The organism is Paraburkholderia sediminicola (assembly GCF_046026675.1).
Lineage (GTDB): Bacteria > Pseudomonadota > Gammaproteobacteria > Burkholderiales > Burkholderiaceae > Paraburkholderia > Paraburkholderia sediminicola_F.
On the sequence record NZ_JAQQEY010000002.1, the window covers coordinates 746,449 to 765,254 of the forward strand.

Below are 18,806 nucleotides of genomic sequence, written 5' to 3' on the forward strand. Positions count from 1 at the left end.
CGCCACCAACGCTCTGTCTAACACTTCACCTAGCAAAGCATCAAACATGTCCACATCGCCGAAGATCATCTACACCCTGACCGACGAAGCGCCTGCTCTGGCGACCTATTCGCTGCTGCCGATCGTCAAGGCGTTCACGCGCTCGTCCGACGTGATCGTTGAAACGCGCGATATCTCGCTCGCCGGCCGGATCATCGCTGCATTTCCGGACTACCTGACCGCGGAACAGAAGGGTTCCGACGATCTGGCGGAACTGGGTGGACTCACCACGCGTCCGGAAGCGAACATCGTCAAGCTGCCGAACATCAGCGCATCGGTGCCGCAACTGAAGGCCGCGATTACCGAACTGCGCGATCAGGGCTTCAAGCTGCCGCCGTATCCGGACGTGGCGAATACCGACACTGAAAAAGACGTCAAGGCCCGTTACGACAAGATCAAGGGCAGCGCGGTGAACCCGGTGCTACGCGAAGGCAATTCGGATCGCCGCGCGCCGTTGTCGGTGAAGAACTACGCACGCAAGCACCCGCACAAGATGGGCGCGTGGAGCGCGGATTCGAAGTCGCACGTGGCGCACATGAGCGGCGGCGATTTCTACGGCAGCGAAAAATCGGCGCTGATCGCAGCAGCCGGCGCCGTGAAGATCGAACTGATCGCCGCCGACGGCTCGACGAAGGTCCTGAAAGAAAAGACGGCTGTGCAAGCGGGCGAGATCATCGATGCTTCGGTGCTGAGCAAGAACGCGCTGCGCAGCTTCATCGAAGCGGAAATCGCCGATGCGAAGAGCAAGGGCGTGCTGTTCTCGGTGCACCTGAAAGCCACCATGATGAAGGTGTCGGATCCGATCATCTTCGGTCACGTGGTGTCGGTGTTCTACAAAGATGTGCTGACCAAGCACGCTGACGCGCTGGCGCAAGCCGGCTTCAATCCGAACAACGGTATCGGCGACCTGTACGCGCGCCTGAAGGATTTGCCGACTGAAACGCGTGAAGCGATCGAAGCCGACATCAAGGCTCAATACGCGCAACGCCCGCAACTGGCCATGGTCAACTCGGACAAGGGCATCACCAGCCTGCACGTGCCGAGCGACGTGATCGTCGACGCTTCCATGCCGGCCATGATTCGCGAGTCGGGCAAGATGTGGGGCGCGGACGGCGCACTGCACGACGCCAAGGCTGTGATTCCGGATCGTTGCTACGCCGGCGTCTACCAGGCTGTGATCGAAGACTGCAAGAAGAACGGCGCATTCGACCCGGTCACCATGGGCACGGTGCCGAACGTCGGCCTGATGGCACAAGCCGCTGAAGAATACGGCTCACACGACAAGACGTTCCAGATTCCGGCGAACGGCGTGGTCCGCGTGACGGACGCAGCCGGTACGGTGCTGATCGAGCAGGCGGTCGAAGCGGGCGACATCTGGCGCATGTGCCAGACCAAAGACGCGCCGGTCCAGGATTGGGTCAAGCTCGCGGTGAACCGCGCACGCGCCACCGGCACGCCGGCTATTTTCTGGCTGGACGCGGCGCGCGCGCACGACGCCCAGATCATCAAAAAGGTCGAGCAATACCTGAAGGACCACGACACCAGCGGTCTGGATATCCGCGTCATGACGCCGGTTGAGGCGACGAAGTTCTCGATCGAGCGCATCCGCGCCGGCAAGGACACGATCTCGGTCACCGGCAACGTGCTGCGCGACTACCTGACCGACCTGTTCCCGATCATGGAACTGGGCACCAGCGCGAAGATGCTGTCGATCGTTCCGCTGATGGCTGGTGGCGGCATGTTCGAAACGGGCGCTGGCGGTTCGGCGCCGAAGCACGTTCAGCAACTGGTCGAAGAAGGTTTCCTGCGTTGGGATTCGCTCGGCGAATTCCTGGCGTTGGCGGCTTCGCTCGAACATCTGAGCGGCGCGTATCACAATCCGAAGGCACAGGTTCTGGCCAAGACGCTGGATCAGGCAACGGGCAAGTTCCTCGACAACGACAAGTCGCCGGCGCGCAAGATTGGCGGTATCGATAACCGCGGCAGCCACTTCTACCTGGCGATGTACTGGGCGGAAGCTCTGGCCGCGCAAACCGAAGATGCTGCCTTGCAGGCGCAGTTCGCCGGCGTGGCGAAGGCGATGGCCGACAACGAAGCGAAGATCATCGAAGAATTGGGTGCAGCGCAAGGCAAGCCGGTGGATATCGGCGGTTACTACCGTCCGAATGTCGAACTGACGAGCAAGGCCATGCGCCCGAGCGCCACGCTGAACAAGATCGTGGACGCGATCGCTTAATGGTCGGAATGAAGTACTGAAGCCGTTGCTCAAAGTACCGAAGCAGGCACTGAAGTAAGCAGCAAACAAGACGATGGCGCTCCCGAGGAGCGCCATCGTCGTTTCTACGCGTACGTGGGTGGCGGTCATGCCTGCCCTCACACGTGAACGATTTCCCAATCGCTAAGTTTCTCTGGAATTTCGAGCGTCGACGTGTCGACTTCGGTCAACTGCGGGCAGGTCAGGCCGCGTGCGACTTCATCGGCTGCCTGTTGCGGGCTGGAAAATTCACCGAGCGTCTCGTTGCCGTAGGTTGCCTCCCAACCATCTTGGCCCGGCAAAATGTAGAACGCTCCCTGGGTCGATCCAAAGCGAAAGCCTTTCATTTTTAGTCTCCCAATTGCCATTTAAAAACCGCTGTGCCGCGGCGGCTTCATGCATGGAGCGGGGACACACTGCGACTGCGTTTTCGTCCCGTCTATTTCGCTGCACCACATGAAGCGCCGGCTCTTGTAAAAGAGTCTACGTCAGCGGGTCTCGGCGCAAGGGGCTGTTAGACAGTTCGTTCTATCAAAAAATATCGTTTAAAAATAAATACTTGTGTACGTCATTTTACGATGTGCAACGTGGGGCGGCATTGCGAAATGCCGGATTTGTGCCACGCAACACGATTTTTTACGAAGCAAGGGCTGATGCCACATCGTGAAATTTTGGCGGATCGGCCAAATAGTGGGGCAGGGCACATTCGGGGTAGAGCGAGGCTTCGTCCGTGATCGTTATGTTCAGGAAAGAACCTGGCCTAGAAACGCCAATAGCACGCGGTTGAATTCGTCCGGCCGTTGCAGGGGTGCGAAATGGCTCACGCCAGGCAAAAGAATCAGCTTCGCGCCGGGAATGGTGCGGGCGAGATAGTCGGCGTGTTCCGGCTTGATGAATTCGTCGTGCTCGCTCTGGACGATCGCAACCGGCACGCGAATCCCGGCAAGATCGCTCGCGGAGTAGTTGGGCTGGGTTCTCATCATTTCGCTGACCGCGCCGACAAATGCGTCGAAGTCGTCCGGCGTCGCCGAGAGTTGCGCGTAGTCTTTGGCATGCCGTCCGAAGCAGCGATCGATGATCGGCGTCGGCACGAATTCCTTCGTCCCGCTCGGATCCATGTTGCAGCCGAAGAAAAACACGCCTGCAACCCGCTCGGGTGCCTGGCGGCCCAGCACCAGGGCGACGCAGGCGCCGTCGCTCCAACCGGCTATCGTGGCGCGGTCGAGCTGCAGCGTGTCCATCACGGCCAGCACATCGGAGGCCATCAGCTCATACATATAGGGGCGCGCATCGCGGGTGCTACGGCCATGGCCACGGCTGTCGACGACTACCACGCGATGCCCCGAGCCGACCAGCGCCGGGACCTGATAGCCCCAGTTGCCGCTGTGCCCCAGACCGCCATGCAGCAGGATCACCGGTTTGCCTGTTCCATATGACGCGTACCAGATTCGCGCGCCATCGTGCTCGACGTAGCCGTGGTCGTTCGGGACCGGCAGCGGGGCTGCGCCGTGGGCTTCGAAATGGGTGAGGTCGTCGTCGTGGGATTGCATGAGGGTGCCTTCCTGGTGAGCTCAGTAACGCAAGGATCCACCAGGTTGCCAGCGCCGCCACCAGAAAATCAACAAAGCTACGAATTTTCGCGCCCGGACGGAGGATGGCGGCGTCTTTTAGCAGCGGTGCCACCTGCTCACTGATGCGTCTGACCGAGCCCATGTTGCGCTGGCGCGTTTGCATTGCCACTGGTTATGGACGCCGCGACTATTCTCCCCGGCGCCGGAAACACCACCAGCATCAACACGACCCCGGCCAGCAGCACCACCGCCAAGCCAATCAACCCATATTGTGCACTGCCGGTCTGCGTCTTGACCCAGCCGACAAACGCCGGACTCACGAACCCACCCGTGCCGCCGAGACTGGTGATCATCGCGATGCCGCCCGCGGCTGACGAGCGCGGCAGGAAGGTCTGCGGAATCGTCCAGAAGACGACAAACGAGCCGTACGACGCAGCCGCCGCCAGCGCCAGCAAGCCAACACCGAGCGCGACGTTATGGCCGGCGGCAGGCAGCAGCGCGAACGCCAGCGCGGTCACGCAGGCGCTGGCCGCGACGTGCCAGCGCCGTTCCATGGTCCGATCGGAACTCGCGCCCACCACATAGGTGCCGAGCGCAGCCGCGATGAAAACAAGCGCCGATAACAGCCCTATGTCCAACACGTTGGCGACGCCCATGTCGCGGATGATCGTCGGGGCCCAGAAGCCGATCGCGTTGAATGGCATCATCACCGCGAAATAGACGAGTGCCGCGAAGTACACGCGTGGGTTCGCGAGGGCGCCGCGCAGTCCGTCGAGATGACCGGTTTGCTTGGTCTTTTCGTCGGCGGCGAGTTCATGCGACACCAGTGCTTTTTCGCGCGCGTCGAGCCAGCTCACGTCTTCCGGCTTGTCGCCGAGCATGAGGAACGCAATGATGCCGAGTGTGACGGCCGGCACGCCTTCCAGAAGAAAGAGCCACTGCCAGCCCGGCAAGCCGCCGACGCCCGCGAGCCGCGTCATGATGAACCCGGACATCGGCCCGCCGATGATCCCTGCCACCGCGGTCGCCATCATCAGAAACGCGGTCACGCGTGCGCGCCGCGCGCCGGGAAACCAGCAGCTCAGATAGAAGATGATGCCGGGGAAGAAGCCCGCTTCGGTCACGCCGAGCAGGAAGCGCATCGCGTAGAACTGCGTCGGCGTGCGCACGAACATCATCAGACTCGACACCAGCCCCCATGCGAACATGATGCGCAACAGCGTGCGGCGTGCGCCGACGCGCTGCATCCACAGATTGCTCGGGACTTCGAACAGCACGTAGCCGATGAAGAAAAGCCCCGCGCCCAAGCCGTAAGTCGACTCCGAGAAGCCGAGATCGTGCATGAACTGCAGCTTGGCGAAGCTGATGTTGACGCGGTCGATATAGCTGATCACGTAGCAGAGAAACAGCAACGGAATCAGCCGGAAAAAGATCTTGCGGTAAGTGCGTTCGACTTCGACGGGCGTGAGGCCGTCTGGGGGCGATGTGTCTGAATGCGAATAGCCGTGCATGATGGTCTCGCGAAGAATGCCAACTGCGGTGGGTGTCGCTGCGCATGTTGCGATGCGTGTTGCCGCGCGTGGTGCGGTTTTAGCGCTGTATATCGCGCGGCAAATCAGCGACGTCCGATCTCAAAGCGGCCTGGCACCGCGTCACTATCCGTCCACGACATCTCGAGCGCAATGCTCGCTTTCGTGCATGGCATTGGTGGCGTTGACGGAGCCGGCGGCATTGGCGGCGCGCGGCAGGCAGCGGGCCAGCGCGTCGCCGGCCCGCACGCCCTTGCCCGCGGGCAGCACAAAAAGCGGATTGATGTCCAGTTCCTTCAGACCCGCTTGCTGGTCGAGCGCCATGGTGGAGAGTGCGACGAGCGCCTCGACGAGGGCCTCGATATCACCACGCGGTTTGCCGCGCGCACCGTCGAGCATCGCGAAGGCGCGCAGTTCGCGGATCATCGCGTGAGCGTCGGCGTGTGTGACCGGGGCCAGCCGGAACGTCACGTCCTTCAGCACCTCGGCATAGATCCCGCCTAGACCGCACATCACAGCCGGTCCGAACGTCGCATCGTTCTCGATGCCAACGATCATTTCGATCGCATCGCGGATTTCTTCCTGCACCAGCACACCTTCGATTCGCGCGTGAGGCACGTGGCGGCGCGCATTCGCAATAATTTCGTCGAAGGCATCGGCGAGCGCCACTTCATCGCGGATGCCGACGCGCACAGCGCCGGCTTCCGTCTTGTGCGGAATGTCGGGCGATTGCACTTTGAGTACGAGCGGAAAGCCGATCGAGCGGGCGATGACGCGTGCTTCGTCGCTGTTGTGCACGAGCGCGCTCCTGGGTGTTTCGATCCCATAGTCGCGCAGCAACGACTGCGAGGCATGTTCGGTCAGGTCGCCCTGACTGATAGCCAGCAGCGCGCGAGCGTGCTCGGCATCGTATTGCGGACGTACAAGCGGTTCTGCACTACACATCGCTGCACGCTTGCGTCGCGCCTGCGCATAGTCCGACAACGCCGCGAATGCGCGTCCGCAACGCACGGGCGTCGCATACAGCGGCACGCCATGCGTTTCGATCATTTCGTATGCGCCGACAGCCATGTCGCGGCGAGCGTTCCAGGCGAGCATCATCGGCTTGGTTGTGGCGTCGTAGACGCGCACGATTGCCTCCGCCATCACGCGCGCGACTTCTCCGCTCGCTGCCGCGGCCATGATCGCGATCGCGTCGATGTTCGGATCGTCGGCAATGATCTGCAGTGCGTCGGCGAAGATCTTCGGCTCGGCGAGGATGCCCGCGGTGAGATCGATCGGATTGTTCAGCGAGGCGAACGCGGGCACGATCGGCTTGAGCCGTTCGAGCGTATCTGCCGACAACGCGGGCACGGACATGCCACGTTCAGCACAGGCATCGGTGATCAGAATGCCGGCGCCGCCCGAGAGTGTGACGACCGCGATCCGATTGCCGCGCGGCAGGCGTTTGGCTTCGAATGCCTTGGCGTAATCGCCGAGGTCCGCGACATCGGTGACTTCGACCACGCCGGTCTGACGGAAAGCCGTGCGATAGAGCGCGGATGCGCCGCCCAGATTCGCTGTGTGCGACGCGGCTGCTTTGGCGCCGTCGGCGGTGTTGCCGACTTTCCACGCGAGCAGCGGTTTGCCGGCGTCGAGCGCGCGGTTGGCGACGTCGACGAGACGCCGCGCATCCTTCAAACCTTCGATATACGCGGCAATCAACGACGTTTGCGGGTCCGCGATACAGGCATCGACGAGATCGAGCAGGCTGACGTCGGCCTCATTGCCGGTGGTGATGAAATGGCGCAAGCCGATGCCGAGTTCGTCGGCCATCAGCAGCAGCGCGCAGCCAAACCCCCCGCTTTGCGAAATCAACGACAGGCCGCCGCGCCGGTAATCGACGCCGAACGGTGCGCCGAATCCTGCGTAGATGCCGGCGCCCGTGCTGACGAATCCCTGGCAGTTCGGGCCGATCACACGGATGCCGAACGCCTTTGCGACTTCCGCGCATTCGCGCTGTAGCGCGGCGCCGGCTTCACCCGCTTCCGCGAATCCGGAGCTGTAGATGATCGCGAAGCCGATACCTTTTTCGCCACACTGGCGCAGCATGTCGGGAACGCGACGCGCCGCGACGAGGATGAGCGCGAGATCGGGTGTAGCGGGCAATGCGGCGATGCTGTCATGGCACGCCACGCCGGCAATCTCGGCGTATTTCGGATTCACCGGATACAGCGCGCCCTGATACCCGTGCTGCATGAGAAAGCGCATCGGCTGGCCGCTGATCGACTTCGGATCGTTCGAGGCGCCGATGATTGCAATCGAGCGCGGATCGACGAGCCGTTGAATGTCGAGCGTGTTGGCAGCGTGCCCGGTGGAGTTCGTGACGGAGTTCATAGCGGCGCTCATGCGGCACGCGCAGCGTCGGCGTGAACGCTGTCCTTCTGTTTCACCTGATCCCGTTCCGCCGCGCGCCGCAGCGTGATCTTCGCGATGTTCAGCTGATGAATCTGCGTGGTGCCTTCATAGATGCGGAACGCGCGCACGTCGCGGTAGAACCGCTCGACCGCATTGCCCGCGAGATAGCCGCGTCCGCCGAGCATCTGGACCGCGCGGTCCGCAACGCGTCCGCACATTTCCGAGGCGAACATCTTGCACATCGACGCTTCCAGCGCGACGTCTTCGCCTGCATCGCGTTTGCGGGCGGTTTCGAGAATCATCGAGCGAGCGGCGAAAATCTCGGTCTGACATTCGGCGATCAGTGCCTGCACGAGCTGGAACTCGGCGATGGGTTTGCCGAACTGCTCGCGTTTCGATGTGTACGCAACGGCTTCGTCAAGCATCCGCATTGCCGGGCCCGTGCACAGCGCGGCCAGGTGAATACGTTGTTTGTTCAATACCTTCATCGCGGTCCGGAAGCCCTGACCTTCGACACCGCCGATCAGATTGGCCGCGGGCACGCGGCAGGCATTGAACACCACATCACCGACCGGCGAGCCCGCCTGGCCCATCTTGTCGTAAGGCGCGCTGGTGGAGAGACCTGGCATGCCGCGTTCGACGAGAAACGCAGAGATGCCCCCGGCGCCGGGCGTGGCCGGATCTGTGCGGGCCATCACCGTGAACAGGTCCGCGATCGGCGCGTGGGTGATAAAGCACTTGCTGCCATCGAGGACGTAGTGATCGCCGTCGCGACGTGCGGTGGTGCGCAATGCGGTGGCGTCCGAGCCGGCGTCCGCTTCGGTCAGTGCGAAAGCGCCTGTCAATTCGCCCGAGGCGAGACGCGGCAGATAGCGCTGCTTCTGGTCGTCGGTGCCATCTGCGACGAGCGCTTCCGAACCGATGCCGGTATTGGTGCCGACCCGCGCGCGAAATGCCACCGAGGCTTGCGAAAGCGCGAACGCGCCGCGCACGAGTTGCTCCGTCGACAGTCCTGCGCCGCCGAAGTCGCGTGGAATGCTCCAGCCGAAATAGCCGAGCTCGCGCATGCGTTCGACGAGATCCGCCGGCACGGCATCCGCCTGCTCAATTTCGTTTTCGCGCGGAATTGCTTCTTCACGAACGAAACGCGCGACGTCGGCGAGCATCGAGTCGAAATGCGAGGGGTTGCTGGTCATGCTTGTCTCCGTCATGTGAGTCGATTTATGACTGCACTATCGAAGATTTACAGGTCGTCGGCGTGATTTGTTCGACTCTGCAGAACAGAGTTTGGATATGCTGAACGGGAGGCGCAAAATTGGCTATCTGAAGGGAGACGACCATGGCAGCCAACAACAAGCTTTCCGAGGCCACGGCGCTGGCAAGCGACTATCTGGATTCGAAGGCGCGCTACGTGCCTGACGAATTCGACGGCGACCGGCAGTTCGCCACCACCTTGGCGCGCGGCCTCGACATCCTGCATTGCTTCACGCCGCGCGAGTCGCAACTCGGCAATGCGGAACTGGCGGCGCGCACCGGCATGACCAAGGCCACCATCTCGCGTTTCACCTACACGTTGACGCGGCTCGGCTACCTGCGCGTCAATCGTATGAACAACAAGTTTCAGCTCGGCTCGGCTGTGCTGTCGTTGAGCTATCCGTTGCTCGCGAGTTTGAGTGTTCGGCAGATCGCGCGGCCTTCGATGAAGGACCTGGCCGATCAGATTCGCGGTTCGGTCTCGCTTGGCATGCGCGACCGGCTCAATGTCGTGTACCTGGAAAGCAGCCGCAGCACGACGCCTTTGGGGTTGCCGGCCGATATCGGCCTGAGCTATCCGATCGTGCGAACCGCGATGGGCCGCGCGCTGCTCGCCGCGCTGCCGGCCGAGCGGCGCGAGGCGCTCTGCAACGAGATCGCGGTGAAGGCGCCGAATGAATGGAATACGTTTCGCGAGCGCGTGATGAGCAGCATCGATTATTTCTATGAGCGGGGGTTCTGCGTCTCATACGGAGACTTGCGACGCGAAGTCCACGCCGTCGCCGTGCCGATGAAACCTTCGGCCGATGGCGAGATTCTAGTGTTCAATTGCGGCGTGCCTTCTTATTTGCTGAAGGAGAATCAGCTGGAAGGGGATATCGGGCCGCGGCTGGTTTCGATGGTGCGGAGTATTGAAGGGGCGATGGGGATTTATTAGGGGAGGGCGCTTGCGCAGATTCGACGCCACTAAAAACAAACCCGGCGCTCAGGCCGGGTTTGTTTGCAGAATCACTACCTCTCAACTCGAGACGTACGCCACATAAGGCCCCGTACCGCCACCCGTGGACGTCTTACCCGAAATGCCGTAGTACACGTGCCGGCCGTAGAAGAACGGCATGCCGAAGTCGAACTGCCGCGACATATAAATGCCGAGGTTATTGAACGCGGAATTCCCCGACGCATTCAGTGTCGCCCCGTTCGCGATATTGAAGCCGAGTGAGACACTCGCCGGACTGGTTGCCACCAGCGTCGACGTCCGTCCCACCGTCGTTGTCGGGATGTAGTATCCGGACGCGCTATCAACCGGGATCGTCAAGTCAGGGAAGAACAGCACCGTCGATCCGGAATCGAAGAACGTCTTCGTCAGCGTGGAGCCACCGTAGATCGACGCGAAGTCGCCGTTCCCGTCCGTCCTGATCAGCGTGGCGCCCGCGCCTGACAACGTATTGTTGGTCTGCGTGTCGATCCCGAACACCAGCGTACCCTGAGCCGTCGCGCTGCCGCTGTCGGAAACCTGTGCCATCTCCAGAATCACACCGTTGTTATCCAGCGCGAACTTTGTGACCGGATTGGTGATCTGTCCGCTTACGGCCACTGAGGTGGCCGCGCCGGCGTTGGTGTAGTAGAACGTCGACACCGCTGCATTCGCGCATGCCGAGCCGCAGTCGTTCGGGCTCACACCGATGCCGAGAATGCCGTTTGCGCCGAGATCGGTCGTGGTGGTCAATGAGCGGCCAACCTGGCACTCGGTCGGCGCGGCCACGGTCAGGTCCGAATCGCCGATCACGTGGATCGGCACGCTCGATGCAATCTCACCCGAAAGCTTAAGGTCCGCAAGATGGACAGAACCCCATGCATAGCCGCTGCCGAACAATGCGCATTCGGCGAGCGGGAGACCGCTCGGCTGGGCGGTTTCGGCTGTCAGCGCGCTGAAGGTGGCGGCCGGAATCGCTGAGCGAACCAGACGCAGCCCGAATGATTCGGTATCGACGATCACGTTCGGGATCGTCGCGCAGCTGGTGCCGGCGCTGGATCCTGGGGCGCAGATCGTGACGCTGACCATGGGCTGATTGTGGATGCCCGTTTTGCTGACCGTCACCGCTGTCGTATTGCCGGGACCGACCGCAGTAGGCACTGCTGACGCGTCCACCGCGAGGACGTTGGACGAAGAACCCGTTCCGCTCGGCGTCACCGGCGAACCGCCGCCCGGTGCGTTTATCGATGTGTTGCTGTTGGTTCCACTGTTGCTACCCCCGCTACCGCCCCCACCGCAGCCAGCCAGACTCAGGCCGAGCGCCGCGGCAATGATCCATGCGATTTTGCGCACTTTTATTCTCTCGATTGATTTTTAATAGACTTACTTGATGTCGTCAGCGCTCACGCCTTGCGGCAACGCTTGCGGCAGATAGGCTCGACCCACGAAGGCGCCCATATGGCCGCCCGTTTCAACGACCAGAGCCGGCTGACGCACGACCGCTGAGCCATAGCCGCCGCCTTGCGCTGTGTGCGCGTCGGTGAGTCCCTGCACATAAGACGGGAAGTAAGTGGCGAGCAGCGTGTTGAGCGGCGGCATGGTTGGGCCTTCCCAGCTCAACGCGAACACGGTGTTGCCTGCCGTGATGTACTCGTTCACGACCGTGCCCGACGTAAGCGTGGTCTGACTCACGGTGTAAGTGGACGAAGCCGCATTGCCACTGGCGGCAAAGCGGGCCACCGCGCTGCCGCCCTGGCTGGCCGCCCCTGCGCTGGTACTGCTGGCGGTCACGGGGTAGGTCGGTGCGCCGCCTAACCCTGCATACGCCGGAGCGACCGTGGCGAACGAGGCCGCGGCCACCACGAGCATTCGAAATTGGCTGATTATCATTTTTTGGTTTTCGGCGTTTTTTGGAAAATACGCGCGAACGTTTCCTCGCGCCCGCGCGATGTAAATACTAGCGTGCTTCTATTTGATTAATTCAGACGAATAGCGAGGCGATTCGGGTTCTATTTGAAATTGAAAGGTAAGCCGGTGGAAACTGAACGATGCATTGCGCATGGAGTAAGGGCCGCCATTGGGAATCCCCGGTATTCACTGCGGCCCTTTCAGATGATGTGGGATAGATAATGCGCAACACGTCGAACTGGCGAGTCTGCGCACTTCTCGATCTCAAGCGTGCCTGCCCGTTGAAATCCTGCCGAGCTTTTCGATCAACACCGCAACGAAGGTTCCCGTGACAGGCGGAAGGGTCCTGCCGCGCTTCTTGATAAGGGCGATAGGGCGGGTGAACGCGGGATCGTCGATGGGGCGGACGATCAGTTCAGGTTCCGCTCTGACCTCGCGGGCCGACGCGGGCAAGATGGTCACGCCAAGCCCCGCGCGCACCATCGCGACCGCGCTCATCATGTAGGTCGGCTCGCACGCGATCTCCGGCATGGCCTGCGCGTCGGCAAACGCGCTGTCGACTACCGCCCGAACGCTCGTGCCCTGCGCGGTGAGCACGAGCGGGACACCGGCAAGGTCGGCCAGCGTGATGCGCTTGCGGCGCGCCAGCGCATGGCGCTTCGGAAACACCGCCACCAGCCGGTCGATGCCCGCATGCAGCACCTCGAAGCTGGCGTCACCCAGTTCGCCGCCGGTCAGGCCGATATCCACTTCTTCGTTGCGCACCAGCGTGTTGACCATGCTGGCGACCACGTCGCGCACATGAAAACTCACGCGCGGAACGGTCTTCTTCAGGTCCTGCACGAGTTCCGGCAATACGCTCGCCGCGAAAGTGGGCAAGCACGCGATCCGCACCGTGCCGCTCGATCCCTCGCCAAGCGCACGCGCGTCGATCAGCACGTGCTCCATGTCATGCAGGGACTTTTGCAGCAGCGGCAGCAGTTCGCGGCCGGTCGGCGTGAGCGCGACATTGCGGCTGTTGCGATCGAACAGGCGCAGGCCGACCGTCTCCTCGAGGCGGCGTATTTGCACCGTCAAGGCCGGTTGAGAGAGATGCAGGCGCGTGGCCGCGCGCGTGAAACTGCCTGTTTGCGCCACGGCGATAAATGCGCGAATGTCTCGAAGGTTCAGATCCATGATGATTTGTAATAGCTGCGATCAATTCATTTCAATTGATTTATCGCCGCCTCGAACTTACGCTGGATCACAGTAAAAAACAACATCGGAGACAAGGACATGCTGCCACTGCTGGGGCTAGCCACCATCGTCGTGCTACTCGGCGCGATTCTGTCGAAACGGATGTCGCCCCTGGTGGCGCTCATCATCGTGCCGCTCGCCGCGTCGCTGATCGGCGGATTCGGTTTTCAGACAAGCAAATTCGTGATCGACGGGCTCAAGAGTCTCGCGCCCGTCGTCGGCATGTTCGTGTTTGCGATTCTCTACTTCGGCACCATCACCGATGCCGGCACGCTCGATCCGATCATCGACCGCATTCTGCGCGCTGTCGGCACGCGGCCCACACGGATCGTGATGGGCACCACGCTGCTTGCGCTGCTGATTCACCTCGACGGTTCCGGCGCGGTGTGCTTTCTCGTCACGATTCCCGCGATGCTGCCGCTCTATGACCGATTGAAGATGGACCGGCGCGTGCTGGCCGCGGCCGTTTCAATGGCCGCCGGCATCAACTTTCTGCCGTGGACGGGGCCGATGATTCGCGCGTCGGCCTCGCTGCATCTGCCGATTTCGGCATTGTTCAACCCGCTGATCCCCGTGCAGTTGATCGGCTTGGTGTTCGTCTTCAGCGTGGCGTTCTGGCTTGGGCGGCGCGAGGAAAAGCGGCTCGGCCTCACAGCCGCGAACGGTTCCGCGCCGATGCCAGAACGCGAGTTGACGCCCGAAGAGCAAGCCTTGCGCCGGCCGAAAAACTTCTGGTTCAACATCGTCCTGACGCTCGTCGTACTCGGCACGATGGTCGTGATGGGCGAGAAGATTCCGCCGGCCATCATGTTCATGGTCGGACTATGCATCGCGTTGATGGTGAACTATCCGAACGTCGACATGCAGCGTAAGCGGATCGACGCTCACGCGCGCGCCGCGTTGATGATGGCCGGCATTCTGCTTGCGGCCGGCGTGTTCACCGGCGTGATGCAGGGCAGCGGCATGCTGAAGGCAATGGCACAGGCGGCAGTAGGCTTCGTGCCGCCCGCCATGGCGGGCCACATCCCTGTCGCGCTCGGATTGGTGTCCATGCCGCTGAGCATGCTGTTCGATCCGGACTCGTTTTACTTCGGCGTGCTGCCGGTGATTGCCGAAGTGGCCGGCCAACTCGGCGTGCCCGCCGTGCATGTCGGCCAGGCAGCGCTGCTTGGTCAGATGACCACCGGCTTCCCGGTCAGCCCCCTGACGCCGGCGACTTTCCTCGTGGTCGGCCTGTGCGGTATCGATCTCGCCGACCATCAGAAATTCACGTTCCCCCTGCTGTTCGGCGCGTCGATCGTGATGACGATTGCCTGCGTCGTGCTGGGGATATTCTCACTGTGAACTGCACCGCTTGACTGAACGGATGTGACCACCATGATAGCCATTCCACATAGACGGCCGGTCCGAATCGGCGCGGGCGCGGGGTATTCCGGCGACCGTATTGAACCCGCGGTCGAACTGGCGGAACTCGGCGCGCTCGACTACCTGGTGTTCGAGTGCCTCGCCGAACGCACCATTGCGATCGCGCAGCAGGCGCGCAGCAAAGATCCTGAACGGGGCTACGATCCGTTGCTCGAAGCGCGTATGGCGGCCGTGCTTCCCGCAGCCATGCGTGGTTCGGGCAACGGCGTGCGGATCATTTCGAACATGGGCGCGGCCAATCCGCTTGCGGCGGCGCGAAAGACTGCCGAGATCGCGCGCTCGCTCGGCCTCGGCGGTGTGAAAATTGCCGCCGTCACCGGCGACGATGTACTCGACGTCGTGCGGCAGGGCAATTTTCGTTTTGAGGAGTCAGGGGAAAGCGTCGCTTCGTACCGTGATCGCCTCGTGTCCGCGAACGCCTATCTCGGCGCGGCGGCGATTGTCAAGGCGCTTGCGGCTGGCGCGCAAATCGTCCTGACCGGACGTGTTGCCGATCCGTCGTTGTTCGTCGCGCCACTGATCCACGAGTTCGGCTGGCAGATGGACGACTGGCAGACTCTCGGCCAGGCGACGGTGACCGGCCATCTGCTCGAATGCGCGGGACAGATCACCGGCGGGTATTTTGCCGATCCGGGTTTCAAGGACGTGCCCAATCTCGCGAGGCTTGGCTTTCCGATCGCCGAGGTCGCGCCGGACGGCACGGTGGTCATCACCAAGCTCCCGCAGGCTGGTGGGCGGGTAACCGAGGCAACCTGCAAAGAGCAACTGATGTATGAGATTCACAATCCGCAGCGTTATCTTCAACCGGACGTGGTCGCCGATTTCACGCAGGTGCGTGTCATGCAGGAAGCGCCGGATCGCATTCGGGTGAGCGGCGGACGTGGCACGCCGCGTACCGATACGTTGAAGGTGTCGGTCGCTTACTTCGACGGCTATATCGGCGAAGGGCAGATTTCATACGGCGGTCCCGGCGCGCTGGCGCGTGCCCGGCTTGCACTCGATATCGTGCGGGAAAGGCTTGCCCTGACGGGCGTCGAAACGCGTGAATTACGCTTCGATCTGATCGGTGTGAACGCATTGCATGGCGACACGGTGGCTGCCGGTCACGCCGAGCCTTATGAAGTGCGAGCACGGGTCGCGGGGCGCGCTGAATCGCTGGCGCAAGCGGTACGGATCGGCAACGAGGTCGAGACGCTTTACACGAACGGCCCGGCGGGCGGTGGCGGCGTGACGAAGTCAGCGCGCGAAGTCGTCGCGGTGCAATCGGTATTGTTGCCGCGCGAGCATGTCAAGCCGACATTCTCGCTGGTGGAGGCGTGATATGAAACTACGTGAGCTTGCCCATTCGCGGACCGGCGACAAAGGCAATACGCTGAATATCTCCGTCATCTGTTATGACGCGAAGCACTATGAGCATCTGCGTGCGGTGTTGACCGTGGAACGGGTCAAGGCGCATCTGAAGGACGTGGTGCGCGGCGAAGTCGTGCGTTATGAACTGCCTGGCATCGCCGCATTTAACTTCGTACTCGGCCATGCGCTCGGTGGGGGCGTGACGCGCTCGCTTGCGCTCGACGCGCACGGCAAATCGTTGAGTTCGGCCTTGATGGGGCTGGAGGTAGAGGACCCGGCTGCGGTTGGCGACGCGCCGGCCCTTAGTTAGCTGGCGCTGCCGGATAGGCTGAAGCGCGAAGCGGATAGAGAGGTCGCCGGGCAGTCGGCTCAGCCGCTCGCCTTGCTCAACTCGTGCGCGCGCCGAAGTCTCTCGCGGCTGTTGCTCAGATGCATGCGCATCGCGGCGCGCGCATCATCCGCGTCCTGGCGTTCGATGGCCCGATAGATCATCTGATGCTCGCTGAGCACGTTGCGCAGGTGCTCGATATGGTCGAGCTCCGCGATCTCGGCGGTGCCGAGCCGCGTGCGCGGGCTCACCGCGCGGCCGAGCTGGCTGAGCACATCGAAGAAGTAGCGGTTGCCGCTGGCGCGCGCGATCTGCAGATGAAACTCGATGTCGTGCGCCAACGTGTCGGTACTTCCCCGCTCGAGTTCGGACTCGAAGCGTTCCAGTGCGGCACGAATCTGCTTGAGATTCTGCTCGGTGCGTCGCGCTGCCGCGAGCGCGGCCGAGGCCGCTTCGACGTCGATGCGGAATTCGATGATCGCCATGACGTCCAGCATGCTGGAGAGGTCGGCGGCGGGCAACTGCATGGACTGTTCCGTGGCCGGTTCCAGAACGAATGTGCCGATGCCGTGACGCGTCTCGACCACTTTGGCCGCCTGCAGGCGCGAGATTGCCTCGCGGACCACGGAGCGGCTCACCGAGAGCTGCTTCATCATCGCGACTTCAGTCGGGATACGGTCTCCGGGCCGCAGGCTGCCGCGGCGAATTTCATCGGAAAGGGTGGCCACCACCTTCTCAGTTAGGCTGCTCATCTCTGTTGCTTATTGACTAATCGGCTGGAAATTCAAACATTGCGTGGGCGAGTGACGTCGTGTGTCGTCTCGACATAGCCATCATAGCGTCTGTCCGAAAGATGCCGATTTGAATCTCGTGCTCCCGATGCCGGCGGTGACGACTCGTTGACTGGACCTGGCCGGCACACCAGGCCAGTCTTTCGTTATGTCATCAGACGTCTTAATTCGATTCTACAATGCCAATGGCTGCAGTGGTGCTGCGACAGCTACAGCCCGGCACACATAGCCTGCATGGCAGGGTAAACACCCCATTGGTATCGATGAATGGAACGGGGTAGACTGTCATCAGACAACGTATCACGCGTTTTGGGACCGAATCGCCTAGCCTGCTCGAATGTGCGGCGGTGCGTTCGATCAGGCCGTCGGAATGGCCGGAACTGGAGACAACCTTGACATCTGCCCTCACCGCCGCCGCTGACCCGCTCGAGTCTGCGGTCTCGAAGGTCAAGCGGCACGTGCTGCCGCTTTTTCTGATCATGTTCATCGCGAACTACATCGATCGCGTGAACATCGGCTTCGTCAATTCCCACATGCAGACGGACCTCGGCATCGGCGCTGCCGCCTACGGTCTGGGGAGCGGTTTGTTCTTTGTCGGCTACGCGCTGTTCGAAGTGCCGTCGAACGTGTTGATGCAGAAGTACGGCGCGCGTGCCTGGCTGACCCGCATCATGGGCACGTGGGGGCTGGTCGCGGCCGCCATGGCGTTCGTCTGGAACGATACGTCCTTCTACGTGCTGCGATTCCTGCTCGGCATCGCCGAAGCCGGCTTCTTCCCGGGTGTGGTGTTTTACTTCACCCAATGGCTGCCGCAGAAAGAGCGCGGCAAGGCCGTGGCGGTTTTTCTCTCGGGCTCCGCGCTTGCGTCGGTGCTGTCCGGTCCGATCACAGGCAGTCTGTTGTCGATTCGCGGTCTTGGCCTGCACGGCTGGCAATGGATGTTTCTCATTGAGGGCGGCTTCTCGATCCTGCTGTGCGGTGTGAGCTGGTTGCTGCTGAAGTCACGCATTCGCGATGCCTCCTGGCTGACAGCTCAGGAACAGACCGTTCTCGAAAGCGCGATCGCCGCGGAACAGGCCGAGCGAGAGGCGCACGGCGGCGCGCATCTGCCGGCCATGAAGCTGCTGAAGGATCCGCAGATCCTGCTGTTCTGCTTCCTGTACTTCGCGATTCAATTGACCATTTACGCGGCCACTTTCTGGCTGCCGACGATCATCCGCAAGATGGGCGGACTCTCCGACTTCGAAGTCGGCATGTTCAATACGATCCCGTGGCTCATCGCCATGGTCGCGATGTACTGCTTCGCGGTGTTGTCCGCGAAATGGCGTTTCCAGCAGGCGTGGCTGGCGGTAGCGCTCGTTATCGCAGCGTGCGGGTTGTTCGCTTCGACGTCGGGTAATCCGGTGCTGTCGTTTGTGGCAATCTGCTTCTCAGCGATCGGTTTCAAGGCTGCGTCTTCGCTCTTCTGGCCGATCCCGCAGGGTTATCTGGACGCACGCGTTGCCGCCGCCGTCATCGCGCTGATCAATTCGATCGGCAACCTTGGCGGGTTCTTCGCACCGGCTGCTTTCGGTTATCTGCAGCAACACACCGGCTCGATTACCGGTGGTCTGTACGCCCTGGGCGTGGCTTCGCTGATCGCGGCGGCGGCCGGCTTCCTGACCCGCAATCGCCGTGTGAACCGCGACGCATTGCCTGAGCCGCTTCATAGCAAAGCACATTGAATTGCCGATCGACCGCCGCCAGTCGGC

The 18,806-nt window shown here is 62.0% G+C and carries 15 protein-coding genes; 6 read left to right on the plus strand and 9 right to left on the minus strand.

Annotated features, from left to right (window positions below; genetic code table 11):
- Nucleotides 1–46 precede the first annotated feature (46 nt).
- The gene (locus PQQ86_RS23245; RefSeq protein ID WP_408272186.1) at nt 47–2,275 is read left to right on the plus strand and encodes an NADP-dependent isocitrate dehydrogenase; all 2,229 of its coding nucleotides are present in this window, start codon (nt 47–49) and stop codon (nt 2,273–2,275) included.
- A 137-nt stretch (nt 2,276–2,412) separates the two neighbouring features.
- Here the strand turns inward: PQQ86_RS23245 and PQQ86_RS23250 are convergent, their stop codons facing one another.
- The 5 genes from PQQ86_RS23250 to PQQ86_RS23270 all read right to left on the minus strand — a co-directional run bounded on the left by PQQ86_RS23250 (nt 2,413) and on the right by PQQ86_RS23270 (nt 8,986).
- Nucleotides 2,413–2,640 (minus strand): hypothetical protein, encoded by a 228-nt coding sequence (locus tag PQQ86_RS23250; protein WP_408193129.1) that lies wholly within the window; start codon nt 2,638–2,640, stop codon nt 2,413–2,415.
- A gap of 396 nt (nt 2,641–3,036) precedes the next feature.
- Entirely contained in the window at nt 3,037–3,843 is an 807-nt protein-coding gene (locus PQQ86_RS23255) for an alpha/beta fold hydrolase (protein ID WP_408272189.1), read from the minus strand.
- A gap of 137 nt (nt 3,844–3,980) precedes the next feature.
- Nucleotides 3,981–5,375: an MFS transporter gene (locus PQQ86_RS23260; RefSeq protein WP_408272192.1), complete on the minus strand. Its 1,395-nt coding sequence runs from the start codon at nt 5,373–5,375 to the stop codon at nt 3,981–3,983.
- A 144-nt stretch (nt 5,376–5,519) separates the two neighbouring features.
- A complete protein-coding gene (locus tag PQQ86_RS23265) occupies nt 5,520–7,769 on the minus strand; it encodes an acetate--CoA ligase family protein (protein WP_408272195.1) in 2,250 nt (749 codons plus the stop codon).
- Nucleotides 7,770–7,777: 8 nt separating this feature from the next.
- Nucleotides 7,778–8,986 (minus strand): acyl-CoA dehydrogenase family protein, encoded by a 1,209-nt coding sequence (locus PQQ86_RS23270; RefSeq protein ID WP_408272198.1) that lies wholly within the window; start codon nt 8,984–8,986, stop codon nt 7,778–7,780.
- 143 nt (nt 8,987–9,129) lie between these two features.
- Here PQQ86_RS23270 and PQQ86_RS23275 point away from each other — a divergent pair, with 143 nt between their 5' ends.
- Entirely contained in the window at nt 9,130–9,981 is an 852-nt protein-coding gene (locus PQQ86_RS23275) for an IclR family transcriptional regulator (protein WP_408193119.1), read from the plus strand.
- A gap of 81 nt (nt 9,982–10,062) precedes the next feature.
- On the opposite strand, the gene PQQ86_RS23280 is transcribed toward PQQ86_RS23275, so the two are convergent.
- From PQQ86_RS23280 to PQQ86_RS23290, 3 genes are all read right to left on the minus strand, one after another.
- Nucleotides 10,063–11,370 (minus strand): DUF3443 family protein, encoded by a 1,308-nt coding sequence (locus tag PQQ86_RS23280; RefSeq protein ID WP_408272201.1) that lies wholly within the window; start codon nt 11,368–11,370, stop codon nt 10,063–10,065.
- 30 nt (nt 11,371–11,400) lie between these two features.
- Nucleotides 11,401–11,907: a DUF2844 domain-containing protein gene (locus PQQ86_RS23285; RefSeq protein ID WP_408272204.1), complete on the minus strand. Its 507-nt coding sequence runs from the start codon at nt 11,905–11,907 to the stop codon at nt 11,401–11,403.
- A gap of 282 nt (nt 11,908–12,189) precedes the next feature.
- Nucleotides 12,190–13,101, minus strand: a complete 912-nt coding sequence (locus PQQ86_RS23290) for a LysR family transcriptional regulator (RefSeq protein ID WP_408272207.1) — start codon at nt 13,099–13,101, stop codon at nt 12,190–12,192.
- Nucleotides 13,102–13,200: 99 nt separating this feature from the next.
- Between PQQ86_RS23290 and PQQ86_RS23295 the strand changes: the two genes are divergently transcribed.
- The 3 genes from PQQ86_RS23295 to PQQ86_RS23305 are packed head-to-tail and all read left to right on the plus strand — an operon-like array spanning nt 13,201 to nt 16,246.
- Nucleotides 13,201–14,505 (plus strand): CitMHS family transporter, encoded by a 1,305-nt coding sequence (locus PQQ86_RS23295; RefSeq protein WP_408272210.1) that lies wholly within the window; start codon nt 13,201–13,203, stop codon nt 14,503–14,505.
- Nucleotides 14,506–14,538: 33 nt separating this feature from the next.
- Nucleotides 14,539–15,906, plus strand: coding sequence for an acyclic terpene utilization AtuA family protein (locus tag PQQ86_RS23300; protein ID WP_408272212.1), 1,368 nt, complete (start codon nt 14,539–14,541; stop codon nt 15,904–15,906).
- 1 nt (nt 15,907) lies between these two features.
- Nucleotides 15,908–16,246, plus strand: a complete 339-nt coding sequence (locus PQQ86_RS23305; protein WP_408272215.1) for an AtuA-related protein — start codon at nt 15,908–15,910, stop codon at nt 16,244–16,246.
- 59 nt (nt 16,247–16,305) lie between these two features.
- Here PQQ86_RS23305 and PQQ86_RS23310 read toward each other — a convergent pair whose 3' ends face one another.
- Nucleotides 16,306–17,016, minus strand: a complete 711-nt coding sequence (locus tag PQQ86_RS23310) for a FadR/GntR family transcriptional regulator (protein WP_408272218.1) — start codon at nt 17,014–17,016, stop codon at nt 16,306–16,308.
- A gap of 431 nt (nt 17,017–17,447) precedes the next feature.
- Here PQQ86_RS23310 and PQQ86_RS23315 point away from each other — a divergent pair, with 431 nt between their 5' ends.
- The gene (locus PQQ86_RS23315) at nt 17,448–18,779 is read left to right on the plus strand and encodes an MFS transporter (protein WP_408272221.1); all 1,332 of its coding nucleotides are present in this window, start codon (nt 17,448–17,450) and stop codon (nt 18,777–18,779) included.
- Nucleotides 18,780–18,806 lie beyond the last annotated feature (27 nt).